The sequence below is a fragment of the [Mycobacterium] fortunisiensis genome, from assembly GCF_019050325.1.
Classification (GTDB): Bacteria; Actinomycetota; Actinomycetes; order Mycobacteriales; family Mycobacteriaceae; genus Mycobacterium; species Mycobacterium fortunisiensis.
On sequence record NZ_VOMB01000023.1, the window covers coordinates 328,783 to 355,016 of the forward strand.

The window sequence follows — 26,234 nt, forward strand, 5'->3', positions numbered from 1 at the left end:
CACCATAAGGTGGGACCAAATGAGTGAGCCTTTCTACATAACTACGGCCATCGCCTACCCCAACGGTGCGCCGCACATCGGGCACGCCTACGAGTACATCGCCACCGACGCGATCGCCCGGTTCAAGCGCCTCGACGGCTACGACGTGCGCTACCTGACCGGCACCGATGTGCACGGCCAGAAGATGGCCGAGACGGCCGCGGCCGAAGGCATCGCAGTGGCCGACCTGGCCAACCGCAACTCCGACGTGTTCGAGCAGCTGCAACGCAAGCTCAACATCTCCTTCGACCGGTTCATCCGCACCTCCGATGCCGACCACTATGCGGCGTCCAAGGAGATCTGGCGCCGTATGAACGAGGCCGGAGACATCTACCTGGGCACCTACTCCGGCTGGTACTCGGTGCGCGACGAACGCTTCTTCGCCGAGGACGAGACCATCGAAGGTCCCGACGGCACCCGCACCGCGATCGAGACCGGCACGCCGGTCACCTGGACCGAGGAACAGACCTACTTCTTCCGGTTGTCGGCCTATGCCGAGCGCCTGCTCGCCCACTACCAGGCCCACCCCGAGTTCATCGGCCCCGACGTGCGCCGCAACGAGATCGTCAGCTTCGTCTCCGGCGGCCTCAAAGACCTGTCGATCTCGCGAACCACGTTCGATTGGGGTGTGCCGGTCCCCGACCATCCCGACCACGTCATGTACGTCTGGGTGGACGCGCTGACGAATTACCTGACCGGCGTGGGTTTTCCGGACACCGCCTCGGAGTCCTTTCAGAAGTACTGGCCGGCCAAGCTGCACATGATCGGCAAGGACATCATCCGGTTCCACAGCGTGTACTGGCCGGCGTTCTTGATGTCGGCCGGGATCGCGCTGCCCGAACGGGTTTTCGCGCACGGGTTCATCAACGTCAAGGGCGAGAAGATGAGCAAGTCGGTCGGCAACGTGGTGGATCCCATCGCGCTCGTCGACACCTTCGGGCTCGACCAGGTGCGCTACTTCTTCCTGCGCGAGGTGTCGTTCGGTCAGGACGGCAGCTACAGCGAGGAAGCCATCATCGGCCGGATCAACGCCGACCTGGCCAACGAACTCGGCAACCTGGCGCAACGCTCGCTGTCGATGGTGGCCAAGAACCTCGACGGCATCGTGCCCGACCCGGGCACGCTCGACGACGAGGACACCGCGCTGCTGGACCTGGCCGATGATCTGCTCGGCCAGGTGCGTGCGCACTACGACGTGCCGGCGATGCACCTTGCCCTGGAAGCGATCTGGTCGGTGCTGGGTGCGGCCAACCGCTACTTCTCCGCGCAGGAACCGTGGGTGCTGCGCAAGTCCGAGGATCCCGTCGACCAACAGCGGTTCGGTACCGTGCTGTACACGACGCTGGAGGTGGTGCGGATCGCCGCGCTGCTGACGCAGCCGGTGATGCCGGACTCGACGGCCAAGCTGCTGGACCTGCTCGGCCAGCCGACCGATGCCCGTGACTTCGGCTCGATCGGCACCCGGATCAAGCCCGGTACCGAATTGCCCGCTCCGACCGGGGTTTTCCCCCGCTATCAGATGGACTGACATGGCTGGACTACACGAGAATCTGCACGCGATCTACGACGAGGTGGCGCAACGCAACGGTGGTGAGCAGGAATTCCACCAGGCCGTGTACGAGGTGCTCAACAGCCTCGGTCCGGTCGTCGCCAAGCATCCCGATTACGCCGACGGGGCCATCATCCGCCGGCTGTGCGAACCCGAACGCCAGATCATCTTCCGGGTGCCCTGGATCGACGATTCGGGCACCGTCCAGATCAACCGGGGCTTCCGCGTCGAGTTCAACTCGGCGCTGGGGCCGTTCAAGGGCGGGTTGCGGTTCCACCCGTCGGTCTACCTCGGCATCGTGAAGTTCCTCGGGTTCGAGCAGATCTTCAAGAACTCGCTGACCGGCCTGCCGATCGGCGGCGGCAAAGGCGGATCGGACTTCGATCCCAAGGGCCGCTCCGACAACGAGGTGATGCGGTTCTGTCAGTCCTTCATGACCGAGCTGTACCGGCACATCGGCGAGTACACCGACGTGCCCGCCGGCGACATCGGGGTCGGCGGCCGCGAAATCGGTTACATGTTCGGCCAGTACAAGCGGATCACCAACCGCTACGAGTCGGGTGTGTTCACCGGCAAGGGCCTGACCTGGGGCGGGTCGCAGGTGCGCACCGAGGCCACCGGGTACGGCACGGTGTTCTTCGTCGACGAGATCCTGCGTTCCAGCGGGCAGTCCTTCGACGGCAAGCAGGTGGTGGTGTCCGGGTCGGGCAACGTGGCGATCTACGCGATCGAGAAGGTGCACGCACTCGGCGGCACCGTGGTGGCCTGCTCGGACTCCAGCGGTTACGTCCGCGACGACAAGGGCATCGACCTCGACCTGCTCAAAGAGGTCAAGGAACTGCGCCGGGGCCGCGTCGAGGATTACGCCGAGGCCCGTGGCGGCGCCGCCCACGTGGTGACCGGCCGCAGCGTGTGGGAGGTGCCGTGCGACATCGCGTTGCCGTGCGCCACCCAGAACGAGGTTTCCGGCGACGACGCGGCCATGCTGATCAAGAATGGCTGCCAGATCGTGGCCGAGGGCGCGAACATGCCGTGCACCCCCGAGGCGGTAAAGAACTTCGAGGAGGCCGGGATCAAGTTCGCCCCGGGCAAGGCCGCCAACGCCGGCGGCGTGGCCACCAGCGCGCTGGAGATGCAGCAGAACGCGTCACGCGACTCCTGGACGTTCGACGACACCGAGGCGCGGCTGGCCGAGATCATGCGTCGCATCCACGACCGCTGCCTGTCCACCGCCGACGAGTACGACCAGCCGGGCAACTACGTGGCCGGCGCCAACATCGCCGGGTTCATCCGGGTGGCCGACGCGATGCTGGCCCTGGGCGTGGTGTAGGCGCACCGTGATCTGACCCACATCCTCGCAGGGTCTGTCACAAAACCGGGTCGCGCGGTGTCTTGAGGGCACAAGCCTTTTGAGAGGAGACACCATGACCGACAGAACTGCACAGCACACCCGGGTTGTCGTGATCGGCGGCGGATACGCCGGGGTGCTGGCGGCCAACCATCTGCAGAGCGGGCCCGGAGTGGCTGTCACGCTGGTGAATCCACGACCCGAGTTCGTCGAGCGGATCCGGCTGCACCAGCTTGCCGCCGGCAACCACACCGCCACTGCTGACTACGCCGAGTTGCTCGGTGCCGGAGTGCGGCTCGTGGTCGACGGTGCCGAGCGCATCGACGCCGGCCTACGGCAGGTGCAGCTGACGTCCGGCACGGTGCTCGATTACGACTATCTGATCTATGCCGTCGGCAGCACCGGCGGGGTGCCTGCCTCGGTGCCCGGCGCCGCTGAATTCGCCTATCCCCTTTCGGAACTCGAAGAAGCCCACCGGCTGCGGGCCCGGCTGCAGGATGTCCCGACGTCCGCGCCGGTGGTCGTGGTGGGCGGTGGCCTGACCGGGATCGAGGCGGCCGCCGAGCTTGCCGAGGCGGGCCGGGCCGTCACCCTGGTCACCGATGTGGTGGGCGCCTCGGTGGGCACTGGGGCGCGCCGCTCGATCGTCAAGGCGCTGACCAAGCTGGGTGTCTCGATCATCGACGGACCCGAGATCCTGGTGACCGGAGTCGAGGCCGACGCTGTCACGCTGGCCGACGGAAACCGGCTGCCCAGCGCGGTGACGGTGTGGACCACCGGATTCCGGGTGCCCGGACTGGGCGCCGCCAGCGGCCTGCGCACCGACGAGCTGGGCCGGCTGCTCACCGATGAAACCCTGACCAGCATCGACGACGCCCGCATCGTGGCCGCCGGCGATGCGGCCGCGCCGTCGGGCGTTCCGCTGCGGATGAGCTGCCAGTCGGCGGGCCCGATGGGCATCCAGGCCGCCAACACCGTGCTGGCCCGCATCGCCGGGGAGCAACCGGCCGTGCTCAACCAGGCATTCGCCGGGCAGTGCGTGAGCGTCGGACGCCACGCCGGGACCGTGCAGCTGTGCCATTCCGACGACAGCCCGCGCCGGGCCTACCTCGGCGGGCGCACCGGGGCTTTCGTCAAGGAGCAGGTGTGCCGCGCGACCGTGACGTTCATGCGCAAGGAGGGCCTCAAGCCGGGGTCGTACTTCTGGTTCAAGGGCGGCAACCGGGCCCGCCAGCTCGCCGAAGCGCAGCAGGAGGCACCGGTCCGATGAACGGCGCCGGCGCAGGTAACTCGAACGAGCACGCCGAACGGTTCACGCTGCTGCGGCCGCTGCTGTTCACGATTGCTTACGAAATCCTCGGAACAGCAACCGAATCCGATGATGTGCTGCAGGAGAGTTACCTGCGCTGGTCCGAGGTGGACCTCGATACCGTGCAGGACACCAAGGCGTACCTGGCCCAGCTGGTGACCCGCCAGGCACTCAACGCACTGCGCGCCCAGTCACGCCGGCGCGAGGAGTATGTCGGCCCATGGCTACCCGAGCCGCTGCTGCTCGAGGAGCGTGACGCTTCAGCAGATGTGGTGCTGGCCGAGTCGGTGTCGATGGCCATGCTGGTGGTGTTGGAAACCCTGACCCCCGACGAACGCGCGGTGTTCGTGCTGCGCGAGGTGTTCGGCTTCAGCCACGACGAGATCGCCTCGGCCATCGGCAAATCCGCGAGCGCGGTGCGTCAGATGGCCCATCGGGCCCGCGAGCACGTGCAGGCGCGGCGCAAGCGCTTCGAGCCCGTCGACCTCGCCGAGTCCACCCGGGTCACCGAGCAGTTCCTGGCAGCGGCGTCCACCGGTGACGTGGACGGCCTGCTGGCCCTGCTGGCACCGGATGCGGTCTACACCGCCGACAGCGGCGGTAAGGCCAGCGCGGCCCGGCGACCTGTCGTGGGAGCGCCGAAGGTGGCGGCAATGCTGGTCGGTCTGTTCCGCGCCGCCGACCGCATCCCGGGGCTGCAGTTCGAACTGATCACGTGCAACGGCGAACCGGCGATGCTGATCCGCAGCGATGCCGGCATGGAAGGGGTGTTCACCATCGAGGTCATCGACGGCAAGATCACCCACTTCTACGCCATGCGCAATCCCGACAAGCTGACCGGCGTGGATGTCCCGCGGGTGATCAGCCGCTGAGGTTCTGCCAAGCTGATGGCATGCGGATCGAGCGGCTCGGTGCCCTGGGCGATGCCCCGGCGGTGTTGCGCGGCGTGGCCGCGGCCGCCCGGGTCGCCGGTCTGCCCCCACCGGCCGCGGTGATCGGCGATTGGTTTTCCTCCCGGGCGGTCATCGCCCCGTCGGTGTCGGTGGTGCCGGTCGCCCCCGGCGCGGCCTTCGATGTGGCGCAACAGGCTTCGGGGCCGGCCGGTGCCGTCGGCGGCGGGTGGTTCGGCCACCTGTGTTACCCGGACCCCGGTTCCGACGGCGCTGAGCCGCGCATCCCGGTGGCCGCCGGCGGCTGGTCGGACTGCGTGCTGCGCCAGGACGCCGACGACGTTTGGTGGTTCGAAAGCCTCAGCGGCACAACACTTCCCACCTGGCTCGGGCACCTGCAGCCGGCCGCGCCCGGGCCCTACCAGCTCACCTGGACCGCCCCTGACCGGGACCGGCACCGCCGCGGTGTGCTGGCCTGCCTGGAGGCCATCGCCGCCGGCGAGGTGTATCAGGCCTGCGTGTGCACCCGGTTCACCGGCCGCATCGACGGGGACCCCCTCGACTTCTTCACCGACGCGGTGGCCCGCACCGCACCGGCGCGGGCCGCATACGTGGCCGGCGAGTGGGGCGCGGTGGCCTCGTTGTCGCCCGAACTGTTCCTGTACCGGGCCGGGACGCTCGTGGCGTCCAGCCCGATCAAGGGCACCCTGCCCCGCGACGCCGACCCGGCCGGGCTGCTGACCTCGGTCAAGGACGTCGCCGAGAACATCATGATCGTCGACCTGGTGCGCAACGACCTGGGCCGGGTGGCGGCGACGGGCAGCGTCACGGTGCCCGAGCTCCTCGCGGTGCGCCCGGCGCCGGGGGTCTGGCACCTGGTCTCCACCGTCACCGCCGAGGTGCCGGAGCGGGTACCGATGGGCGCACTGCTGGACGCCACCTTCCCGCCGGCCTCGGTCACCGGCACCCCCAAACGGCGGGCCCGGCAGCTGTTGCAGCACTGGGAGCCGCATCGACGCGGAATCTATTGCGGCACAGTTGGGCTCGCTTCACCAGTGGCCGGCACCGAACTCAACGTGGCGATCCGCACCGTGGAGTTCGGCGCCGACGGCTCGGCGATCCTCGGCGTCGGTGGCGGTATCACCGCCGATTCCGATGTCGATGCCGAATGGGACGAATGCCTGCACAAGGCCGCATCGATCGTGCAGCTTCCGGCCCTCACTCCGCCTGGCGTACAACGGGTTTGACCGCAGCGGTCAGGGCAACTGGCCGCCGTCCGCGATGGCCGGGCCGGCCGTCAGCGCCGAACCCCACATCGCGAGCGTGGCGGCGAACACCCCCGCATCCGGGGACTCGGGGTGCCAGGCCGTTATCTCAAGGGCGATGGGTACGAAGCTGTTGCCTTCATACTTGGGCATCGCGGCGTACGCCTGCACCCTGCCCTCCTGGATGAGCGGAGCGATGATGTTGAGGTCGACACCGGCCTTCGACTCCGTCGAACCGAGCGGACAGTACACCACGTTCTGGGGATGGTCGGGCCCGCCGAACTCCGCCGGGGTGAGAAGTACCCGCTCCAGTTGTCCCTGTGCACAAAGCTGTTCGGCCTTTTCCGCGGAATCGACCATAGAGAAATCCGGACCCATGGCCCCACCCTAACCGCGGTCGCACACCCTCAGATGCACGAAAATATGCCACCGCCGCGGCAGCCGTGGTGTCAGTCGCGGGCGCGCAGCACCGCATCGTAGAGCTCATTCCGCGACGGTGCGCCCGGGTGCGCGGCGATGACCTGGGCACAGGCGTCCTTGACCCGGGCCCCGTCGGCCACCAGTTCTTCGACCTGCGCCACCAGCGTCGCCAGCTCCACGGTCGGCGTGCCCCCGGCCAGCACCACGGTGATCTCGCCCAGCACGCCGTCGGCGGCCCACTCGGCGAGCTCGCCCAGGCGGCCGCGGCGGATCTCCTCGTGGGTCTTGGTCAGTTCGCGGCACACCACGGCGCGCCGCTCGGGCCCCAGCACCTCGACGGCGTCGCGCAGGGTCTCGGCCAGCCGGCGCGGGGACTCGAAGAACACGCAGGTGCGTGGTTCGGCGGCCAGGGTCTGCAGCCAGGCCCGCCGGGCGGCGTGTTTGCGCGGGGCGAAGCCCTCGAAGCAGAACCGGTCCGAGGCCAGCCCGGACACCGCCAACGCCGTCGTCACCGCACTCGGACCGGGCAGGCACGTCACCGGCAGATCAGCCTCGGCGCAGGCCGCCACCAGCCGATAGCCCGGATCGTTGATCAGCGGCATGCCGGCATCGCTGACCACCAGCACCGTCGCACCCGCGGCGATCTCGTCGAGCAGGCCGGGCACCCGGCTCGCCTCGTTCTGGTCGAAGAAGCTCATGATCCGGCCGGCCGGTTGCACGCCCAGCGCTTGGGCCAGCGCGCGGACCCGCCGGGTGTCCTCGGCCGCCACGATGTCGGCCGTCGACAGCGCCTCGATCAGACGGGCCGAGGCATCATCGGGCCGACCCAGCGGCGTGGCGCCGATCAGTAGTTTGCCGGGTGTCACGCCCGACAGCCTACGATCGCTTGCGTGACCGCCACCGCCACCGCAACGCCGTCGGCTGGTCGCTCGGTCCCGTTGATCAGCCCCGCCCCGCTGATCCCGGCCCCGGATTTCGGGCCGACGGACCGACTGCAGGGCTGGGCCATGACGGCCATCATCACGGCGCTGGCCGCGATCAGCCGATTCCTGAACCTGGGGTCACCGACCGATGCCGGCACGCCTGTCTTCGACGAGAAGCACTACGCGCCGCAGGCCTGGCAGATGCTGCACAATCACGGCGTCGAGGACAACCCGGGCTACGGGCTCGTGGTGCATCCGCCGGTGGGCAAGCAACTCATCGCGATCGGCGAGGCGCTGTTCGGTTACAACGGCCTGGGCTGGCGGTTCTCCGGGGCGATGTGCGGGGTGGTGCTGGTGCTGCTCGTGGTGCGCATCGCCCGCCGGATCAGCCGCTCCACCCTGGTGGGTGGCATCGCCGGGTTGCTGTTGATCGCCGACGGGGTCAGCTTCGTCTCGGCCCGTACCGCGCTGCTGGACGTGTTCCTGGTGATGTTCGTGGTGGCGGCCTTCGCCTGTTTGATGGTCGACCGCGACGACGTCCGCCGACGCATGCACAACGCGTTCATGGCAGGTCGGATCGCGGAGACGCCGTGGGGTCCGCGGCTGGGTGTGCGGTGGTGGCGGTTCGGCGCCGGGGTGCTGCTCGGTCTGGCCTGCGCGACGAAGTGGTCCGGGCTGTACTTCGTGGCGTTCTTCGCCGTCATGACGCTGGTGCTCGACGCGATCGCGCGCAAGCAGTACCACGTGCCGCAGCCCTGGCGGGGCACGTTGCGCCGCGATCTGGGGCCGGCCGCCTACGTGTTCGGACTGATCCCGGTCGCGGTGTACCTGGCCTCCTACGGGCCGTGGTTCGCCTCCGAGACCGGCATCAACCGCTACGAGGCCGGCCAGTCCATCGGTGAGAACAGCATCATCCCGATGCCCGACGCGCTGCGCTCACTGTGGCATTACACCTATGCGGCTTACCGTTTCCACGCCGGGCTGACCAACGCCGACGGCAACCACCACCCGTGGGAATCCAAGCCGTGGACGTGGCCGATGTCGTTGCGGCCGGTGCTCTACGCGATCGACAACCAGGATGTGGCCGGCTGCGGCGCGCAGTCCTGCGTGAAAGCCGTGATGCTGGTGGGGACTCCGGCGATGTGGTTCATCGCGGTGCCGGTGCTGGGCTGGTCGCTGTGGCGGGCGGTGGTGCACCGGGACTGGCGTTACGGCGTGGTGCTGGTCGGGTATTCGGCCGGTTTCCTGCCGTGGTTCTTCGACATCGACCGGCAGATGTACTTCTTCTACGCCACCGTGATGGCGCCGTTCCTGGTGCTGGCGATCGCGTTGATCCTCGGCGACATCCTCTACAAACCCAACCAGAATCCGGAGCGCCGGACGTTGGGGCTGCTGGCGGTGTGCCTGTACCTGGCGCTGGTGATCGCCAATTTCGCGTGGCTGTATCCGGTCCTCACCGGGATTCCGATCTCGCAGGCGACGTGGAACCTGGAGATCTGGCTGCCGTCCTGGCGTTAGGTGTGCGCCGAGATCACCGGGTCGCGCGCCGCCGGACATGACATGCAGCGTGGCCCGCCCCGGCCGGTACCCAGCTCGGAGGCTTCGATCGGCAGCACCTCGATGCCCGAATCAACCAGCCGCGCATTGGTTTCGGAGTTCCGCTCGTAGGCCACCACCACGCCGGGCGCCAGGGCCAGGGTGTTGTTGCCGTCGTCCCACTGCTCGCGTTCGGCGGTCACCGGATCGAGCCCGGTGTCGATCACCCGCAACCGGTCGATACCCATCGCCGCAGCCGCGGCCTGCACGAAAGGAACCTCGTCGTCGATCTGGATCTCACCGTCGGTGCGGTGAATGGTGAACGCCGACAAGGAATCCACGATGTTGGGGTACATCACCACCGCGTCCACGTCGACCATCGTGCACACGGTGTCCAGATGCATCTGGGCCCGCTCCTGGCGGATCGGCACCGCGAGCACGGTGTGCGCCAGGTCGTCGTCGAACAGGCTGCGCGCCAGGGCTTCCGCACCGGCCGGCGTGGTCCGCTCCCCCACCCCGACCGCCACCACCCCGGGGGCCAGCAGCAACACGTCGCCGCCCTCGACCGGTGCCGAGCGTGATTCGTAGGCCCGCCGGACGCCGAGGAACCGCGGATGATGGGCGTAGATGACGTCGGTCAGGGAGGTCTCGCGCACCCGGGCCGGCAGCGCCAGCGAGGTGATGGCCACCCGCGGGCCGATCCAGAACGACGAATCCCGGGTGAACAGCAGATTGGGCAGTGGATCGATCACGAAATCGCCACCGTGGTGCATGAGCCGGACCAGCGACAGCTCGGGGCCACCGAAGGGCACCTCGTTGAACGTCATCCCGGCCATCAGGATGCGGGCCAGGTCCGCCGGCGGCAGGGTGCGCAGATACGACGAAAGCTCTTGGGCCAGCGGCACTCCCAGCCGACGGGCATCGACGGCCGCGGAGATGCCGTGCATCCGGGCCGCCCCGCTGTGGGCCAGCGCCTCGGTCAGCAGATCGGCCAGCAGCAGCACCTCGACCCCGCGTGAGCGCAGCAGCGCGGCGAAGGCATCGTGCTCGCGTTGCGCCTTGGCCACCCAGGGCAGGCCGTCGAACAGCAGGGCGTCGTTGTTCCGCGGTGTGAGCCGCTGCAATTCGGGCCCCGGCCGGTGCAGGATCACCGCGCGCAGCCGTCCGACCTCGGAGTTGGAACCGAACGCCGCAGTGCCCACCCCCTGACGTTAGCTCAACTATGGTTGAGGTGTATGGAGACTCACGAGCTCACTCCCGGCGAGATGTCGCAACGCAGCGGCGTGGCGGTGTCCGCACTGCACTTCTATGAGCGCGAGGGCCTGATCGTGAGCCGCCGCACGGCGGGCAACCAACGCCGCTACGCCCGGGAGACCCTGCGCCGGGTGGCCTTCATCCGGATGTCGCAGCGCCTGGGCATCCCACTGGCCCGCATCCGCGAGGCACTGTCGGCGCTGCCCGAGGACCGGGTGCCCACCAGCAAGGACTGGGCCAAGCTGTCCGCCGGCTGGCGTCAGGACCTCGATGACCGCATCCTGCATCTGCAACGCCTGCGCGACAACCTGACCAGCTGCATCGGCTGCGGCTGTTTGAGCCTGAAAACCTGCCTGCTGACGAATCCCGGTGACGTGCTGGCCGAGCACGGACCGGGCGCCTCCCGCCTCTAGAGCAGTCGAACGTCTGTGCGATACACTCGCGCGCATGGAGCTGGCGTTGCAAGGCTCACTGTTCGAGCACGCCGAACGTCGACGGCTCGGCGACGGCGCCTGGGTGGAGCTGCGCTCGGGCTGGCTGCCCGACGCGGACTCGCTGTTCGAGGAGTTGATGGACACGATCCCGTGGCGGTCCGAAGAGCGCGAGATGTACGACCGGGTGGTCGCGGTGCCCCGGCTGGTGAGCTTTCACCACCTGATCAACGAACCGGTACCGCACCCACGGCTCAAGCAGATCCGGCGCCGGCTCAACGACACCTTCGGCGGTGAGCTCGGCGAACCGTTCACCACCGCAGGCCTGTGCCTGTACCGCGACGGCAACGACAGCGTCGCCTGGCACGGTGACACCATCGGCCGCAGCCGCACCCACGACACCATGGTGGCGATCGTCGGGCTCGGCGCCACAAGGACTTTCGCGCTACGCCCCCGCGGTGGCGGTCAGGCCCTGCGGTTGCAGCACCGCCACGGCGACCTGCTGGTGATGGGCGGATCGTGCCAGCGCACCTGGGAGCATTCGATACCGAAGACCACCAGCCTGGTCGGCCCGCGGATCAGCATCCAGTTCCGCCCGCACGACGTGCGCTGAGGTTCAGCCCCGCACGGCGGCCACCGCGGTGGTGAGCAGCTCACGGGCCCGCTTGTCGTCGATCGGCGCCACCGGCTTGCCCGCGGCCACCAGCGGGTTGGCCGTGACGATCACCATGAAGGTGTCGAAGCTGGCGACGAAGTTGTACAGCTCGCCGGTGCGCGGCTGGCCACCCATCACGGTCTGCACCACGCGGTGGGTTCCCACGGTGCGGGCCCCCTCGATCTGCGGGGCGTCGACCACGTCGACCTGACCGCGCATCCCGGGGCCCAGGAACTTCACCTGCTTGCAGGCGTCCCCCGGATCGCTCACCGGGATGGACTCGGAGGTCTCCAGCGCCATCACGATGAACCGGTTACCCGCCCCTTCTGCCGAGGTGGCTGCCACATTGCCTTTGAGGTCGTCGGGCATGGCCTGGCCTTCGGCGAACTTGGCGCACTCGGCGGGCTCGACCTTGACCCCCGGCGGCATCTTGTGCGGCGCCAGCTTTTTCGGGTCGATGCCGGCCGGAGCGACATCGGTGACTTTGAATTCGGGGCCGAAGCTGGAGCGCACCTTGGCGACGTTGGCGATGTTCGCGTTGGCGGAGGCCGCCTGGTCCGATTGACCGCAGGCGACCAATCCGGAGGCACAGACGAGCACGCCCATGGCGGCGAGTGAGACGTTGCGGTTCATCGCTGGTTCAACTTACAGGGCCGCGCCGATTCAGCCGCGCAACACCGAAACCGTTTTCACCAGCAGGTCGGCGGCAAAGGTGGCGTCGAGCGCGGGATTGGGCGAGCCCGGGTCGGTCACGACGGTGACGAACACGTGGCGGGAACCCGACTCGGCGGCGATTGTCGCGGTGAAGGTGTCGGCGTGGGACCGCGTTTCGGTGCCGCCCTCGACGACGGTGGTGACGGCGGTGGACGTCCCGGCCGTCACCGCGCCGTCGATCTCCGGGGCCGGCACCCGGGTGACGGTCCCGACGGCATGTCCGCCCGACACACTCCACTGTCCGCAGGACCGAGCGTCACGCACCTCGGGAACCCCCGGGGCCAGGGTCATCACCCCCGCGTACACGATGCCGCCAGGTCCCGACGCCGACCACCCGCGGGTGGGTTCGGTCTCGCGGGCGGGCAGCGCCCCGCACTCGGGCGGATCGGCGGCCCAGTCCGGGCCGAACCCCCACAGCGATACCGGGTTGGCGTGCGGGTCGATGTCGACCACCTCGTAGCCCGGCGGGAGACCGTCGCGGGCCCGCTGGATGCGGGCCGGGTCGACGGTGCCGACGGAACTCCTCGGTGCCGGCCCCGAGGTCGTCGCGGGTTCCGGCGCCGGTCGCGGCCCGCAGCCCACAGCGGCCGCCAGCACAACGGTCGCAACGACGAAAAGGCGCACGGCGCGTTGATACCACAGCTGGAACCCGCCCTGCGGCAAATACCGGGCCGGGCACGAAGTTGCCGGTGAACCGCGGCTTTTGGCGATATTTGACCGCGTCGACAGTTATCGTCCACATCAGTTGAGCGGCATCCCAGGCGATTGGAGAACGATGACCAGCTCGTTGAGGGCAAGCTGGATCGCCAGCACCACCGTGGTGCTGGCGATCGCAATGGCCGGCTGCGGCGCCCCGAAGGACGAAGCCCAGAACGACGACAGTGCGGCCACCACGACGTCCGAGGCCGGCGAAACCAGCGCCGCCCCCGCCCCGGCGGCCGAGCACCACTACACGATCGTCGACTACATCCGCGACAACAACATCACCGAAACCGCGGTGCACCAAGGTGATCCGGGCACGCCGACGCTGCAGCTGCCGGTTCCCCCGGGCTGGACGGACGCGGGCTCCTCGGCCCCGAAGTGGGCGTGGGGCGCCATCGTGTCCACCGACCCGGCGTTCGTCAGTGACCCGCCGTCGATCATCGCCCTGATGTCCAAGCTGGTGGGCAATGTGGATCCGGCCAAGATCCTGGAGTACGCACCGAACGAGCTGCGGAATCTGCCCGGCTACCAGAACCAGGGCGAAGGGTCGACGAGTCAGCTCAGCGGATTCGACGCATACCAGATCGGCGGCAGCTACCTGAAGAACGGCGCCACCCGGCTGATCGCCCAGAAGACCGTGGTGATCCCCGGTGCCGACGGATTGTTCGTGTTGCAGCTCAACGCCGATGGCACCGAGAATCAGATGCGTGCGCTGATGGAGGTGACCAAGGCGATCGACGACGGGGCGGTCATCACCCCCTGACCGGTCACTGACTCACCGCGCGGATCACCTGCCGGGTGACGTCGGTGATCCGCGCGGACAGCTCGGGATCCAGGCTCAGCGAGTCGACCGCGGGCACCGCGACGTCGGTCACCACCACTCCCAGATCCTCGCGCTGCCATACCGCGTGGATCCGGTCCAGGATGCGCCGCATCGAGTAGTTGTCGCTGAGCACCCGAGCCGTAAACCGTTGTATGCCAAGGTAATGGGCGGCCACCACCAGTGCGTCGAGCAGGAAGGTGCCGATCCCGCGGCCTTGATAGTCGTCGCCGACGGTGAACGCCACCTCGGCGGTCGTGGCGCCGTGGCCCTCGCGGACCACCCGGGCGTCGGCGACCACCGGCCCCAGCGCTCCCTCGGTCATCACCCAGACGAAGTGATCGGTGTAGTCGACCTCGAACAGGTACTCCAGCAGCGCCTTGGTCGGTTTGCGGGCGGACTGAAACCGGCGGTAGAGGGTTTCGCTGGAGAACTCGACCGGGCTGTTCATGGTGCGCTCGACGTCACCGGGTAGCACCGGCCGCAGATAGAACCAGTCGCCGTTGCGCATCTGCACCGGGATCGGCGTGATGAACGCGGCCAGCCGCTGGCGGGCGATGCGCACCAGCCGGTCGAACATGCCGGGCAGGTGCAGCATGACCTCGAAGGCGTCCCGGTCACCGACCCAGCCGGTCACCGGGTCGATCGCCGTCACGGTGGCGGTCCTCGACGCGTGCCGCAGCAGCGCGATCTCGCCGACGATCAGGCCGGGTTCGAGATCGGCGATGACGGCCTGGTCGTCGTCGCCGACGTGGACCACCCGGGTCCGCCCCGAGGCGATCAACATGAACGTGAGGGCCGGTTCGCCCTGACGGATCAGCACCTGGCCGGCTGCGGCCGACAGCGGGCGCAACAGGGTGGTCAACGGTGCCAGCACGGACGGCCCGCATCCGGCGAAGAATTCCAGCGCCGCCAGGTCGTCGGCACGGATCTCGGTCAGATCGGCCACGTCCCAAGGCTACGGCGCTGCCGCGGGCATGGTCAGGGCTTGACGAATCCTGCCTTGGCGAGGGCTTTTTGGCCCGCCTCGCCGGTGACCAGGTCGACGAAACGGTGCGCCAACTCGTTGTGCGCGGTCTGCTTGAGCACCGCAATGGGATAGGTGTTGACGGCCCCGGCGGCCTCGGGGAAGGCGACGGCCGTGACCTTGTCGCCGGCCCCGGCGGCGTCGGTGACGTAGACCAGACCGGCGTCGGCCTGGCCGGTGGTCACCTTGCCCAGCACATCGGTGACCGAGTTCTCCTCGCTCACCGGCGACAACGTCACCCCGCTGGCCTTCTCGACCTTCTCGGTGGCGCCGCCGCACGGCACCGGGGGTGCGCACACCACCACGCTGATGCCGGGTTTGGCCAGATCGGCAAACGACGTGATGCCCTTGGGGTTTCCCGGGGCCACGGCGATCGTCAGGGTGTTGGCGGCGAAGTTCACCGGGTCGCCCTCGACCAGATCGGCGGCCACTGCCTTGTCCATGTTCCGGGTGTCGGCGGAGGCGAACACGTCGGCGTCGGCGCCCTGGGTCAGCTGGGTGACCAGGTCGGAGGACCCGGCGAAGGAGAACTCCACCGAGGCGCCGGGATTGTCGGTCTTGAACTGCTCGCCGATCTCGGTGAACGCGGCCTTCAGCGAGGCGGCGGCGAACACGGTGATCGAATCGCCGTCGGCGCTCGGCGCGGACGACTGGTTCGTGCCGCAGCCACCGATCAGGGCCGTCGCCATCGCGGTGCCGACCGCCAGAGCGAGCATCCGGGTTCTGGTCATGACTGTCCTTTCGGGGTTTCCACGATGACGGTCGTGGCCTTGACGACCGCGACGGCCACGCTGCCCGGGACAAGGCCGAGCTCACGCACCGACTGGCTGCTCATCAGCGAGACCACGGTGAACGGCCCGCACTGCATCTGGACCTGAGCCATCACCTCGTCGGTGACGACGTCGGTGACCAGCCCGACGAACCGGTTGCGCGCCGAGCTGCCGATGCCGAGCGGATCCTTGGGCGCCGCAGCGGCATTGGCGCGTGCGAAGGCGGCCAGCGCGGCCCCGTCGATCACCTTGCGGCCGGAGCCGTCGAGATGCGCCGGCAGTGCGCCGTCATCGATCCAGCGCCGCACGGTGTCGTCACTCACGCCGAGCAACTCGGCCGCATCGCGGACCCGGATGTCTGGCACCGCGCCAGCGTATCCACACCGCAGTGCCGCAACAACCGCAAATGCCGAATCACGTGCTGCCCCCTGCCGCAGGTGCGGTCTTGACCACCCCGGGCCCGACTGCTAAGCAGGTGCTCAGCATTGTCACGACGAAGGGAACCACATGGCGCTACAGACAGTCCTGGACGACATCCGTAAACGGCCCGGCACCGGCGAGACCATCGCGGTCATCGACCCCGCCACCGAGGAGCAGATCACCGAGTTCCGCGACTGCGGACCGGAAGCGGTCGACGAGGCCGTCGCGCGGGCCAAGGCGGCGTATCAGTCCGGGGTGTGGACCGATCTGGCGGCCCGCCAGCGCGCCAAGGTCATGTGGAAGCTCGCCGACCTGATGGACGAGCACGCCGCCGAGTTCGCCGAGCTGGAGTCACTGGACGCCGGCATGCCGCCGATGCAGGCCGAGATGATCGTGTCGACGTGCGCCGAGTTCTTCCGCTACTACGCGGGCTGGTGTACCAAGCTCAACGGCACGTCCTACCAGGTGCAGATGGAGGGCGGCGTCAACAGCAACTACTCCAACCTGCACGCCTACACCACCAAGGAACCCTATGGCGTGGTGGGCCTGATCTACCCGTGGAACGGCCCGCTGTTCAACGCCTGCGCCAAAGTGGCCCCGGCCCTGGCCGCCGGTTGTTCCAGCGTCGTCAAACCCGCCGAAGAGACCCCGCTGTCGGCGGTGCTGCTGGAACGCCTGATCGGTGAGGCCGGCGTACCCGACGGCGTGACCAACTTCGTGATCGGTTACGGCGCCACCGCCGGGGCCGCGATCACCGCCCACCCCGACGTGGAGAAGGTCGCCTTCACCGGATCCACCGAGGTCGGCAAGCAGATCATGCGCAACTCGGCGGACAACCTGAAGAAGGTGACCCTGGAACTCGGCGGCAAGTCCCCGGTGCTGATCTACGAGGATGCCGATCTGGACATGGCGATCATGATGGCCTCGATGGGCATCTTCGTGCACTCCGGCCAGGGCTGCGTGTGCGGGTCACGAATCTTCGTGCAGCGCAGCGTTTATGAGCGTGTCGTGGCGGGCATCGCGATGATCGGCGACAACCTCGTGCTGGGCGGGCCCAAGGACGAGGGGGCCATGATCAGCCCGCTGGTCAGCCAGAAGCAGCTCGACCGGGTGCTCGGCTACATCGACCAGGGCAAGCGCGACGGCGCCGAGATCGTCTCCGGCGGCTACCGGCTGGACCGCAAGGGCTATTTCGTCAAGCCCACCGTCGTCACCAATGTCGACCCGGCCACCAGCCGGCTCTACAAGGAAGAGATCTTCGGCCCGGTCGTGACGATCCTGCCCTTCGACGACGACGACGAAGCCGTCGCGATGGCCAACGACACCAGCTACGGTCTGGCCGCCACCGTCTGGACCTCCAACCTGGCCCGTGCGCACAGCCTGGGCAAGCGTCTGCAGGCCGGCATGGTGGGGCTGAACTGCCAGCTGACCTTCGACCACAACGTGCCGTTCGGCGGGTACAAGCAGTCCGGCCTCGGCAAGGAGTTCGGCTACGAGGGTATCGACGCGTACCTGAAGACCAAGTCGATCTGGGCGCAGCTGTAAACCGTCCCGGTCACACCGGGAATCGGATGTCGGCGAGCTCGAGGGCTTTGCCCTCGAGCCGCTGACCCAGATAGAGCTCGGCCTGCAGCAGCCGCTCGCAGTGCCACCGAATGTCCTCGGCGTGCTCCCGAGACGCCGTGTAGCGCACGGCCAGCGTGGTCACGTCGATCCGCTGGGTGTCGCGGACCTTGAGATCCTCGGACACCTGGAAGCCGTCCTCCTCGGCCGCCGCAATGGCCTCGAGCACCTGCTCGACCGCCAATCTGATGTCACGACAGCCGTTTTCGGCGATCTCGGACGCCTCGCGCTGAATATCCCCCTGCTTGCGGACCACCGCCGCGTCTGTGCTCACCCGTTCGCCGGCGGCCTCACTGGCCGCACCCGACCACTCCGCACCGCCGGGGGCGCAGACGTTCCGCCGGTGCCATTCGAACAGCTCCTCAGACTGGGCCGCCAACTGCCGCCAGCGCGCCGCGGCCTCCGCGAGATACGTTGTGTCCCAACTCTCCAACCTCGAACGGGTCAGCGCCCCACCTGACAGATCGGCGACGGCTACCTCACTCACATCAACTCCGCCATACCTCCGGCGGTGTGTCCATCGCTGACGTCATATCTCAGGGCGGCGGCCGAAAGGTCGCCCGCCTGCGCACTGACCCGACCCGACTGCGTTCCCCGCGCGGTGATCACCGCGGCATCCATCGCCGAGACCCCGGCACAACTGGGATAGTCCCCCGCATCCGGAGCAGTGGCCGACGCCCGTAATTCGGCAGCGATCATCTCGCTGCTGGTGGCCCCCGCCCGAAGCGCACCCGGGTCGACCCTCAGATCGTTTGCCATAGCAATCCCCCAACCGGCCAATCTGCTCCCTGAGGCTAACGGAATCGGCTGAGTTGAGCCCAGGGGCGGAGCAAGTATGCCACTGGGAGCTGGCATCGACCAAGGGCGGGGGCGAGCCTCATCAAACGTTAATTTGCGCTCAACCGGCCATGGTCAAGCCTCCACTGACACTGAGGACTTGGCCAGTGATGAAGCTGGCATCATCGGAGGCCAAGAAGAGCACGGCCTTGGCGACCTCCTCAGGTTTCGCAATCCGACCGAACGGGATGGCCCGGATCAGCCCCTGGCGCACCTTGTCCGGAAGCGAAGCCAACAGCGGGGTGTCGGTCGGTCCAGGGCAAACACAGTTGACGTTGATCTGATGGCGAGCCATCTCGCGCGCCAGCGACTTGGTGAAGGCGATCACCCCGCCCTTGGTGCCGGCGTAGACCGTCTCGCCGAGACTGCCCACCCGCCCCGCGTCACTGGCTATGTTGACGATCTTTGCCGTCGCTTCCCGAGCGAGGATCGATTCGAGGAAGGCATGGGTGAGTCGGACGGGCCCGAGAAAGTTCACCGCGACCAACGCCTGCCACAGCGCGTCGTCGTTGGACATGAACGGCTCGACCCGGTCGAAGCCGGCCGCGTTGACGATGACATCGGGCAGTCCGTGCGCCGCCACGACGTCGTCGCGAAGTGTGCCCAGCGCGGCGGCATCGGCGAGGTCGACGATGTGTGCCGTGGCGTTCGCACAGGCCTGCACGGTCTGGGTCAGGCCCGACTCGTCGCGGTCGACGGCCGCGACGGTGGCGCCGGCGTGTGCCAGTTCGACCGCGATGGCCCGGCCGATACCCGAGGCTGCGCCGGTGACAACGGCGACTTTGTCGTCGAATCGCACTATCTGACCTTCCGATCTGCGGTGGTGTGGACGGTATGGCCACTATCTGCCGACATCCGCTAAAAATCAACCACTCAGTCGATAATTGACTTGTTCAGTCGAATAGCCGTAGCTTCGGTCGAATAGCGTCCAGCGCAACGAAGGGACACCGAGATGGATTTCTCCGACTACCAGCAGCTCACGCTGACCCGCCGGGACAACGGCGTCCTGCTCATCACGCTGAACCGGCCGGAGAAATACAACGCCGCCGACGAGGACATGCACACCGAGTTGGCCACCATCTGGAAGGACGTGGCAGCCGATCCGCAGACCCGGGTCGCGGTGATCACCGGCGCCGGCAAGGCCTTCAGCGCCGGCGGTGATCTGGCCATGGTGGAGCGCATGGCCGGCGACTACGACCGGGTGTCGCACATGCTCACCGAGATGGGCGAGCTGGTCTACAACATGATCAACTGCGACAAGCCGATCGTGTCCGCGATCAACGGCGTCGCCGTCGGGGCCGGTGCGGTGGCCGCCCTGCTGGCCGACGTCGCGATCATCGCCGAGGACGCCCGCATCGGCGACGGCCACGTCAAACTCGGTGTCGCCGCCGGCGACCACGCTGCGATCATCTGGCCCCTGCTGGCCGGGACAGCGAAGGCCAAGTACTACCTGATGACCGGCGAGATGATCGGCGGCATCGAAGCCGAGCGGATCGGCATGGTCGCCAAAGCCCTTCCGCGCGAGCAGGTTCTCGACGAGGCACTGCGCATCGCCGACAACCTGGCCACCGGCGCTCAGCAGGCAATCCGACTGACCAAACGCGCACTCAACAACTGGCTGCGCAACGCCGGCCCGATCTTCGACCAGTCCGCGGCCTACGAGATGCTGACCTTCCTCGGGCCGGATGTGGTGGAGGGCTACACCGCGCTGCGCGAAAAGCGTCCACCGCAGTTTCCGTCGGCGCAGGGAGAATGACGATGAAAATCGGTCTGGTCATCATGGACGAGGACCCTGTCGACGCGGTGAAGGTGGCCAAGGCCGCGGATCGCGCCGGGGTGCACTCGCTGTGGAGCATCGACTACTACAACCGCAGCAGTCTCACCCGGGCCGCGTCGTTCGCCGCGGTCACCGAGAATGCGATCGTCGGCACCAGTGTCACACCGCTTTTCGCGCGGGCACCGCTGGCGCTGGCCGCTGCGGCCGCCGACATCCAGGCCATCGCCGGCGGCCGGTTCGTACTCGGGGTCGGCAGCAGCACCCGCCGGATGAACCAGGACTGGTACGGCACGGCACTGCAGCACCCGGCCCCGCAGGTTCGCGAGCGTATCGAATTGATCCGGCAGTTGATCGCCCATCGGAGCGGGCCGTTCCGTTTCGACGGACGATTCGACAGCGTGGCGATGGCCCACTATGAGCGGGCCGGGTTGCCCACCGAGATACCGATAATGGCGGCCGGGGTGGGTGAGCACATGGTCAGCGCGGTCGGACAGTGCGCTGACGGCTTCGTCGGCCACACCATCGCCTCGGCGGACAACCTGCGCGACGTGTCGCTTCCGCGGTTGGCCGCCGGTGCGGCCAAGGCCGGGCGCGAGGTCACCGACATCCGGATCACCACCCAGATCGTGGCGGCGGCCAGCACCGACCGCGCGGTGGCGCGCCGCGACGCCGCGGCCCAGGTCGGGTTCTACGCCACGCCGAAGGGCTACGACGCGCTGTTCCCCGACGGGCAGCACGCCGCCGAGCGCCAAGCCAGCCGGGACGCCCTGGCCCGCAACGACATCGACGGCATCGCGGCCGCGGGTGAGGCCATGGTCGAGGACCGCGCGGTGTACGGCACGCCCGAGGACATCGTCGAGCAGCTGCGCCGCTATGCCGATGTGGTGGATTGGGCGCTGCTCTACCCGCCCACGTTCGGAGTCGACCCCGACCGCGTCCGCGCCAACGAACACCTGCTGATTGAGGTGGCGGCCGCCGCGGCGGGCGGCTCAGCCTGAGACGAACAGGCACAACGCCCGGTCGACGATCGCGGCCCGCAACCGGTCGCGGTCGTCCTCGTGCAGGCCCGGACCGAGCCACACCGAGGCCTGGTTGAGGATGCCGTGCAGGCACTGCAGGGCGACATTGACGTCAGGGCAGCTGAATTCACCGTCGGCCACGCCCCGCTCTACCACCCGGCGGAACACCGCGTCGTGACGTCGGCGCATGTCCTTCATCGGCTCCTCGAACGCATCCGGCCAGCCGCGCGGCCAGGAGAACACCGCGGCCACCTCGGGCGCGGTCTCGGTGAGGATCCGGATCTGCTCGTCGACCAGGGCCGCCAACCGCTCGCGGGCACCGACCTTTCCGATGGCCTCTGCACGGGCGGCCAGCCGCTGCAGCACTTCCTGGGTGAGCGTCTCCAACGCAGCGGCGACCAACGCATCCTTGGATGAGAAGTAGTGGTAGAGCGTGGCTTTGGCGATGTCGGTCTGCTCGGCGACATCTTCCAGGCTCATGCCGCCATAGCCGGAGTCGGTGAGGATTCGGGTGGCGGTCTTGACGATCTCAGCCTTGCGGCGGTCACGGCGGCGGGCCACCCGACTGGAGCCCGCGGGCTGATCCTCCACGCGGCCATCCTAACCCGGCGTGGTCGGCTATTCGACCGGCTGGACGAATTCCGGTCGGCCGACGGGCGTCGGTGTCCCCCGCCGGGCAGCGACGGCAGCCACCACGGCAACCGACACGGCAAAGCACCCGACGGCATAGGTGAGACTGCCGGTCGGCGTCCCGTCGGCGGTGATGCCTGCGTCGGCACGGAAGTAGTCGGGCAGCGCGCTGAGCCACAGCACGGCCAGCACGCCGAGGTACACCGGCCCGAACACCCGGACGAATCGGTTGGCGGTGATGCAGGCCCGCTGCCACTGCCGCGCCAGGACCGGCAGGGCGATGCCGGCGAGCACCACCAGTTCCACGGAGAAGATGATGGCCTGGGCGGTCGTGTTGGGGTCGGGCCCGCCGAACAGCGAGGTGGGGATGCTGAGCACCGCCAGGCCCAGCGGCACCAACACCCCGGCCAGCACGGTCCGCCAGGTCAGACTCCAGCCCCTCGGGTCCTTGCGGCCCACCAGGACCAGCACCAGCACCGTCGCCACGATCGGGCCCAGCGTGGCGAAGATGAACATGCTCGTCATCGGCACCGATGCCAACATCGGGTGATTGATCGGGTTGTCGGTGTTCCAGGCCCACCAACGCAATTGGGGACCGAGCTGGTCGAACACCTCGTAGAGGCAGTGGTGGACGAACCCGACACACAGTGCCCCGATGACGATGCCGCGGTCCCGGAACACCCCGAGACTGCGGACGATCTCGTAGGCCAGCGTGACGACGGCCGGGTAGAGGGCGACGATGTAGAGCGGCAGCCGGTCGAAGAGGAACTGCACGGTAAAGGCGTTGTGGGCGAACACCACTCCCAGTTGGTCTTGAATGCCGAAGACGTTCGGGAAGTACAGCGGTATCTCCACGGCGAACAGGTAGACGGCGGTCGCGCACCACAGCGCCAGGTTGACCGGGTCGCCGTCGCGACGCAGGCGCCGAATCGAGTGGATGAGGGCCAGCACGGCACCGGTCACCATCATGATTTCCAGCAGCACCAGCGTCCAGTTGCTCAGCGCCAGCGGATTGCGCAGGTGCACCACGGCGGGAGCGTACTGGCAGGAGAACTCTCCCAGCGGCCGGGCGATGGCATCGAAGGCGGCGGTGCACTGTTGGGTCATGGCGTCACCTCAATTGGCGGGTTGACTTGTGTACCAGCGTGTCACGTCGGCGCCGGAGTCCCACCGCGCGAACCAGCGGTCGGCGAGCTCGGGCAGCGGGGTGTGCGTCGGATCGTGATACGGCGTCTGACTCAACAGGACTCGGCCCGCCGCGGCGAGGCGCTGCCGGCGGGGCACCGTGGCGAAGGCACCCGGCACGGCGGTCCGTCGACCGAACGGCAACCGGTGGCGCCACGTCTCGCGGAAGCCGAAGCCGGGCAGCAGGGTGCGGGCATCGACTTTTCGGTCCGCTTGGGGCACATGCTCGTTCACCCCATCGGCGATCAGTCGCATGATGCCCATCAGGTGCCGCACCACGGCGGGCAAGGCCCGTATCCGGTACCAGCGGTCACCGATGGCGGCGTCGTAGATCAGCAGGGCCGAGCTGCGGTGCTCCACCTCTTCGACGAAGTGCCAGATGAACAGTGAGGCCACCCGCTCGTCTCCGGGACGGAACAGCGTCTCCTCGTTGTCGAGCATCATCTTGAAGCTCGGCGTGAACGTGGCTTCCAGGTCGGCGATGTAGGCCAGCCGGTGTTTGACCGGTGTGGTGGCGGTGAGTTCTTCGAAGCTTGCGATCGCGGCGTCGAGGGTGTGCTGCAGGCCGGGATAACGGCGGATCAATGCGGTCACGTGCTTGCGGTGCGTGCTGGAATGCTGGGCTTCCTGGCGCAGGAACGCCGTCGCCTCGGCAGCCGCCTCCGGATCGGTGATCAGCGGCTTGGCCTCCTGCACGGCGGCGACGATCATCTGCTCGAAGCAGATGGCGATGATCGACGTCGCATTCATGAAGAACGAGAACTGCGGGTTGGCCGGGTTCCACTCCCACGGCACGTCGCCGGTGAAATCGAACTTCGGCCGTCGCACCTCGAGGTCAGTCATGCGTGCTCCGCTGCGGACGTCATTACACACAATGCTCATGCATGTGTCATGTGCGTATTCTTGGCGTAGTCGAACGGAAGAGTCAAGGCTCATGGGACGCAAAGGGTGGGCGGGTTCACCGCCGGCAAACGACGCGGAGGCCCGCAAGCGGATCATCGACACCACGTCGCGGTTGGTCGATCGGCGCGGGGCCGCGCAGACCACGGTGTCCGACATCGCCGACGCGCTGGGCATCACGCGGCGCACCGTGTACCGCTACTTCACCGGCACGGACGAGTTGTTCACCGCGGTCGCCGAAATGGCGTTGGGGAGCTTCGTGGCCGAGACCGGGCGGTTGGTCGCCGATCTGGACGCGACCGATCAGCTGGTCGAGGTGATGGCCTACATCATCGAGCGATTGCCGCACGAACCCCAGCTGGCGCTGTTGTTGGCCAACGACCGGTCGAACATGTTCAGCCGCGCGATGCTGACCTCCGATGTGATCGCGCGCTGCCGCACGATGCTCCAGCACGCCCAGATCAACTGGGATCAGTTCGGATTCGACGAGGCCACGATGGACGAACTCGTCGAGTTCCTGCTGCGGTTCATCCAGTCGATGGTGATCGCACCGCCGGACCCGCCACGCTCTGGTGCCCAGTTGCGGGCCTATCTGCACCGCTGGATCGGTCCGGCGCTGGGTGCGCGGTGACCGACGGCGTCATGTTCGAGAGGTGACGCTCCAACTGGCCATGATGTTCAACGCATGCGCTGACGGGGTGTCGGGCGCGGCGGTGTACCCGACGAGGGACAGTCCGGGTGCCCCGGTGATCTCGAAGACGTTGTAGGTGAGCGTGAGGTCGCCGAACTCGGGATGGCAGAACTGTTTGACGCCGTGCCGGTGTCCGGCCACGTTGTGCGCTGCCCACCGGGTGCGGAACTCGATGCTCTGCGTGGCGAGTTCGCCGACGATCTGAGTGAGCGCCCGGCTGATCGCCTGCAGTACCTCGTCGGAGACGCCGGCGACATTGCCGCGCTCGATCTGCGTGTAGTACTCGGTGCTCACCCCGGCCAGTTGGGCGGCCTCCTCGCGCCGCAAGCCCGGCACCCGGCGCCGCACGCCCGGACTCAGCCCAACCTGCTCGGGGGTGATTTTCGCGCGACGACTCATCAGGAATTCCCTGACGTCCTTCGCGTGTCCATGCCCCAACAGTAGGGAAGAACCCGGGCCGGAGGGAGGTGTTGTGGGTACCCCCTATAAGCAGTGTCTCCCCATCCTCCCCAGCACCCTTTTAGCGTCGGGTGCAGAGAGATTTTCCAGTGAAACGAGGTCACCGAGATGCCCGACAACGACACCACACAGCAAGCATTCGACAGTTTCGTCGAGTTGTGGACCACCGGCACGACGGCGGGCCGGCGCGCGCCCGTGCTCCGCCGTCCCGACGAGGTCGGCCTGACGTACGAGGATGTGGTCTTCCCGTCGATGGACGGTGTGCCGCTTGAGGGCTGGTTCATCCCGGCGGACTCGGACCGGCTGGTCATCCACAACCACTTCCTGCCCGGCAACCGCTACGGCTACCCGGGGCATCTGCCCGAGTTCGGCGGCCTAGGCGGTTTTGAGGTGAACTTCCTGCCCGAATACCAGGCGTTGCACGACGCCGGCTACAACGTGCTGGCCTACGACATCCGCAATCACGGGATGAGCGGCCAGGGCAATGGCGGCATCGCCGGGATCGGGCTGACCGAGTACCGCGACGTCATCGGATCGCTGCGCTACGCCGCGGCGCGGCCGGACACCGGGAAGATGAAAAAGGCACTGCTGTCGGTGTGCCTCGGCGCGGATTCCAACGCCGTCGCCTGGTCCAAGCATCCCGAGGAGTTCGCCGAGGTCCAGGCCATGGTGATGCTGCAACCGGTATCCGGCAGCTACATCGTCGAAGAGTTCATCAAGGGCATCGGCATGGAGGATGGCTACGCCAAGTTCGACAAAGCCGTCCACGAGCGCACCGGGTTCCACCTGTCCGAGCAATCACCGTTGGAGCACGTGAAGGCCGTGAGCGTGCCGACTCTCGTCGCCCAGGTCCACGACGACACGATGACGCGGCCACAGGACGTGCAGGACATCTATGACGCGATCCCGGTCGAGGAGAAGAACCTCTACTGGATCACCGGAACCGACCGGCGATTCGACGGATACAACTTCTTCGGTGTGCACCCCGAGGTGCCGATCGAATGGTTCGACAAGTATGTCAAATAGTCGGGACGCTCACCG

29 protein-coding genes are annotated in these 26,234 nt (G+C 67.8%); 14 read left to right on the forward strand and 15 right to left on the reverse strand.

Features of this window, described 5'->3' with window-relative positions; translation table 11 throughout:
* Positions 1–19 precede the first annotated feature (19 nt).
* The 5 genes from metG to FR943_RS21965 all read left to right on the forward strand — a co-directional run bounded on the left by metG (position 20) and on the right by FR943_RS21965 (position 6,382).
* The gene (gene metG, locus FR943_RS21945; RefSeq protein WP_217160364.1) at positions 20–1,567 is read left to right on the forward strand and encodes a methionine--tRNA ligase; all 1,548 of its coding nucleotides are present in this window, start codon (positions 20–22) and stop codon (positions 1,565–1,567) included.
* Position 1,568: 1 nt separating this feature from the next.
* The gene (gene gdhA / locus FR943_RS21950; RefSeq protein WP_217160365.1) at positions 1,569–2,918 is read left to right on the forward strand and encodes an NADP-specific glutamate dehydrogenase; all 1,350 of its coding nucleotides are present in this window, start codon (positions 1,569–1,571) and stop codon (positions 2,916–2,918) included.
* 94 nt (positions 2,919–3,012) lie between these two features.
* Complete coding sequence (locus FR943_RS21955; protein WP_217160366.1) at positions 3,013–4,206, forward strand: NAD(P)/FAD-dependent oxidoreductase; 1,194 nt, start codon at positions 3,013–3,015, stop codon at positions 4,204–4,206.
* A complete protein-coding gene (locus FR943_RS21960; RefSeq protein WP_217160367.1) occupies positions 4,203–5,117 on the forward strand; it encodes an RNA polymerase sigma-70 factor in 915 nt (304 codons plus the stop codon). The genes FR943_RS21955 and FR943_RS21960 overlap by 4 nt, the downstream gene beginning before the upstream one ends.
* A 20-nt stretch (positions 5,118–5,137) precedes the next feature.
* Entirely contained in the window at positions 5,138–6,382 is a 1,245-nt protein-coding gene (locus FR943_RS21965) for an aminodeoxychorismate synthase component I (protein WP_217160368.1), read from the forward strand.
* Positions 6,383–6,391: 9 nt separating this feature from the next.
* Here the strand turns inward: FR943_RS21965 and FR943_RS21970 are convergent, their stop codons facing one another.
* Positions 6,392–6,760, reverse strand: a complete 369-nt coding sequence (locus FR943_RS21970; protein ID WP_217160369.1) for a hypothetical protein — start codon at positions 6,758–6,760, stop codon at positions 6,392–6,394.
* Positions 6,761–6,849: 89 nt separating this feature from the next.
* On the reverse strand, positions 6,850–7,686 hold the full coding sequence (gene rsmI, locus FR943_RS21975; protein ID WP_217160370.1) for a 16S rRNA (cytidine(1402)-2'-O)-methyltransferase: 837 nt from the start codon (positions 7,684–7,686) through the stop codon (positions 6,850–6,852).
* A gap of 24 nt (positions 7,687–7,710) precedes the next feature.
* On the opposite strand from rsmI, the gene FR943_RS21980 reads away from it, so the two are divergent.
* Positions 7,711–9,261, forward strand: coding sequence for a dolichyl-phosphate-mannose--protein mannosyltransferase (locus FR943_RS21980; protein WP_217160371.1), 1,551 nt, complete (start codon positions 7,711–7,713; stop codon positions 9,259–9,261).
* Here the strand turns inward: FR943_RS21980 and arcA are convergent.
* Positions 9,258–10,481 carry an arginine deiminase gene (gene arcA / locus FR943_RS21985; RefSeq protein WP_217160372.1) on the reverse strand — a complete coding sequence of 408 codons (1,224 nt, stop codon included), beginning with the start codon at positions 10,479–10,481 and terminating at the stop codon, positions 9,258–9,260. The genes FR943_RS21980 and arcA overlap by 4 nt on opposite strands.
* Positions 10,482–10,514: 33 nt before the next feature.
* Here arcA and soxR point away from each other — a divergent pair, with 33 nt between their 5' ends.
* Together soxR and FR943_RS21995 are read left to right on the forward strand one after the other, a co-directional pair.
* Positions 10,515–10,946 (forward strand): redox-sensitive transcriptional activator SoxR, encoded by a 432-nt coding sequence (gene soxR, locus FR943_RS21990; protein ID WP_217160373.1) that lies wholly within the window; start codon positions 10,515–10,517, stop codon positions 10,944–10,946.
* Positions 10,947–10,980: 34 nt separating this feature from the next.
* Positions 10,981–11,577 (forward strand): alpha-ketoglutarate-dependent dioxygenase AlkB, encoded by a 597-nt coding sequence (locus FR943_RS21995; RefSeq protein ID WP_217160374.1) that lies wholly within the window; start codon positions 10,981–10,983, stop codon positions 11,575–11,577.
* Between the two features lie 3 nt (positions 11,578–11,580).
* Here FR943_RS21995 and FR943_RS22000 read toward each other — a convergent pair whose 3' ends face one another.
* The gene (locus tag FR943_RS22000; protein WP_217160375.1) at positions 11,581–12,252 is read right to left on the reverse strand and encodes a DUF5642 family protein; all 672 of its coding nucleotides are present in this window, start codon (positions 12,250–12,252) and stop codon (positions 11,581–11,583) included.
* Positions 12,253–12,282: 30 nt separating this feature from the next.
* Positions 12,283–12,957 carry a DUF5642 family protein gene (locus FR943_RS22005; RefSeq protein WP_217160376.1) on the reverse strand — a complete coding sequence of 225 codons (675 nt, stop codon included), beginning with the start codon at positions 12,955–12,957 and terminating at the stop codon, positions 12,283–12,285.
* A 151-nt stretch (positions 12,958–13,108) separates the two neighbouring features.
* On the opposite strand from FR943_RS22005, the gene lpqN reads away from it, so the two are divergent.
* Positions 13,109–13,798 carry an envelope biogenesis lipoprotein LpqN gene (gene lpqN, locus FR943_RS22010; RefSeq protein WP_217160377.1) on the forward strand — a complete coding sequence of 230 codons (690 nt, stop codon included), beginning with the start codon at positions 13,109–13,111 and terminating at the stop codon, positions 13,796–13,798.
* A 4-nt stretch (positions 13,799–13,802) separates the two neighbouring features.
* Here the strand turns inward: lpqN and pat are convergent, their stop codons facing one another.
* Genes pat through FR943_RS22025 form a run of 3 tightly spaced genes read right to left on the reverse strand, consistent with a single transcriptional unit; the run spans position 13,803 to position 16,017 of the window.
* Positions 13,803–14,804: an acetyltransferase Pat gene (gene pat / locus FR943_RS22015; protein WP_217160378.1), complete on the reverse strand. Its 1,002-nt coding sequence runs from the start codon at positions 14,802–14,804 to the stop codon at positions 13,803–13,805.
* A 32-nt stretch (positions 14,805–14,836) separates the two neighbouring features.
* The gene (gene modA, locus FR943_RS22020; RefSeq protein ID WP_372448218.1) at positions 14,837–15,613 is read right to left on the reverse strand and encodes a molybdate ABC transporter substrate-binding protein; all 777 of its coding nucleotides are present in this window, start codon (positions 15,611–15,613) and stop codon (positions 14,837–14,839) included.
* Positions 15,610–16,017, reverse strand: coding sequence for a TOBE domain-containing protein (locus tag FR943_RS22025; protein ID WP_217160379.1), 408 nt, complete (start codon positions 16,015–16,017; stop codon positions 15,610–15,612). Before FR943_RS22025 ends, modA begins: the two co-directional genes overlap by 4 nt.
* Positions 16,018–16,159: 142 nt before the next feature.
* Here FR943_RS22025 and FR943_RS22030 point away from each other — a divergent pair, with 142 nt between their 5' ends.
* A complete protein-coding gene (locus FR943_RS22030; RefSeq protein WP_217160380.1) occupies positions 16,160–17,617 on the forward strand; it encodes an aldehyde dehydrogenase family protein in 1,458 nt (485 codons plus the stop codon).
* Between the two features lie 10 nt (positions 17,618–17,627).
* Here the strand turns inward: FR943_RS22030 and FR943_RS22035 are convergent, their stop codons facing one another.
* From FR943_RS22035 to FR943_RS22045, 3 genes are all read right to left on the reverse strand, one after another.
* The gene (locus tag FR943_RS22035; RefSeq protein WP_217160381.1) at positions 17,628–18,182 is read right to left on the reverse strand and encodes a hypothetical protein; all 555 of its coding nucleotides are present in this window, start codon (positions 18,180–18,182) and stop codon (positions 17,628–17,630) included.
* Positions 18,179–18,454, reverse strand: coding sequence for a hypothetical protein (locus FR943_RS22040; protein WP_217160382.1), 276 nt, complete (start codon positions 18,452–18,454; stop codon positions 18,179–18,181). Before FR943_RS22040 ends, FR943_RS22035 begins: the two co-directional genes overlap by 4 nt.
* A 139-nt stretch (positions 18,455–18,593) precedes the next feature.
* The gene (locus FR943_RS22045; protein ID WP_217160383.1) at positions 18,594–19,331 is read right to left on the reverse strand and encodes an SDR family NAD(P)-dependent oxidoreductase; all 738 of its coding nucleotides are present in this window, start codon (positions 19,329–19,331) and stop codon (positions 18,594–18,596) included.
* A 153-nt stretch (positions 19,332–19,484) separates the two neighbouring features.
* On the opposite strand from FR943_RS22045, the gene FR943_RS22050 reads away from it, so the two are divergent.
* Positions 19,485–20,288 (forward strand): enoyl-CoA hydratase/isomerase family protein, encoded by an 804-nt coding sequence (locus tag FR943_RS22050; protein WP_217160384.1) that lies wholly within the window; start codon positions 19,485–19,487, stop codon positions 20,286–20,288.
* A 2-nt stretch (positions 20,289–20,290) separates the two neighbouring features.
* Positions 20,291–21,307, forward strand: a complete 1,017-nt coding sequence (locus FR943_RS22055) for an LLM class flavin-dependent oxidoreductase (protein ID WP_217160385.1) — start codon at positions 20,291–20,293, stop codon at positions 21,305–21,307.
* Here FR943_RS22055 and FR943_RS22060 read toward each other — a convergent pair.
* The 3 genes from FR943_RS22060 to FR943_RS22070 are packed head-to-tail and all read right to left on the reverse strand — an operon-like array spanning position 21,299 to position 23,986.
* Complete coding sequence (locus FR943_RS22060) at positions 21,299–21,919, reverse strand: TetR/AcrR family transcriptional regulator (protein ID WP_217160386.1); 621 nt, start codon at positions 21,917–21,919, stop codon at positions 21,299–21,301. The genes FR943_RS22055 and FR943_RS22060 overlap by 9 nt on opposite strands.
* Positions 21,920–21,946: 27 nt before the next feature.
* Positions 21,947–23,065 (reverse strand): DUF7802 domain-containing protein, encoded by a 1,119-nt coding sequence (locus FR943_RS22065; protein WP_217160387.1) that lies wholly within the window; start codon positions 23,063–23,065, stop codon positions 21,947–21,949.
* A 9-nt stretch (positions 23,066–23,074) separates the two neighbouring features.
* The gene (locus FR943_RS22070) at positions 23,075–23,986 is read right to left on the reverse strand and encodes a metal-dependent hydrolase (RefSeq protein WP_217160388.1); all 912 of its coding nucleotides are present in this window, start codon (positions 23,984–23,986) and stop codon (positions 23,075–23,077) included.
* A gap of 91 nt (positions 23,987–24,077) precedes the next feature.
* On the opposite strand from FR943_RS22070, the gene FR943_RS22075 reads away from it, so the two are divergent.
* Positions 24,078–24,674: a TetR/AcrR family transcriptional regulator gene (locus tag FR943_RS22075; protein ID WP_217160389.1), complete on the forward strand. Its 597-nt coding sequence runs from the start codon at positions 24,078–24,080 to the stop codon at positions 24,672–24,674.
* Positions 24,675–24,683: 9 nt separating this feature from the next.
* On the opposite strand, the gene FR943_RS22080 is transcribed toward FR943_RS22075, so the two are convergent.
* Positions 24,684–25,133, reverse strand: coding sequence for an MmyB family transcriptional regulator (locus FR943_RS22080; protein WP_217160390.1), 450 nt, complete (start codon positions 25,131–25,133; stop codon positions 24,684–24,686).
* A gap of 168 nt (positions 25,134–25,301) precedes the next feature.
* On the opposite strand from FR943_RS22080, the gene FR943_RS22085 reads away from it, so the two are divergent.
* On the forward strand, positions 25,302–26,219 hold the full coding sequence (locus FR943_RS22085) for an alpha/beta hydrolase family protein (RefSeq protein WP_217160391.1): 918 nt from the start codon (positions 25,302–25,304) through the stop codon (positions 26,217–26,219).
* The last annotated feature ends 15 nt before the right edge of the window (positions 26,220–26,234 follow it).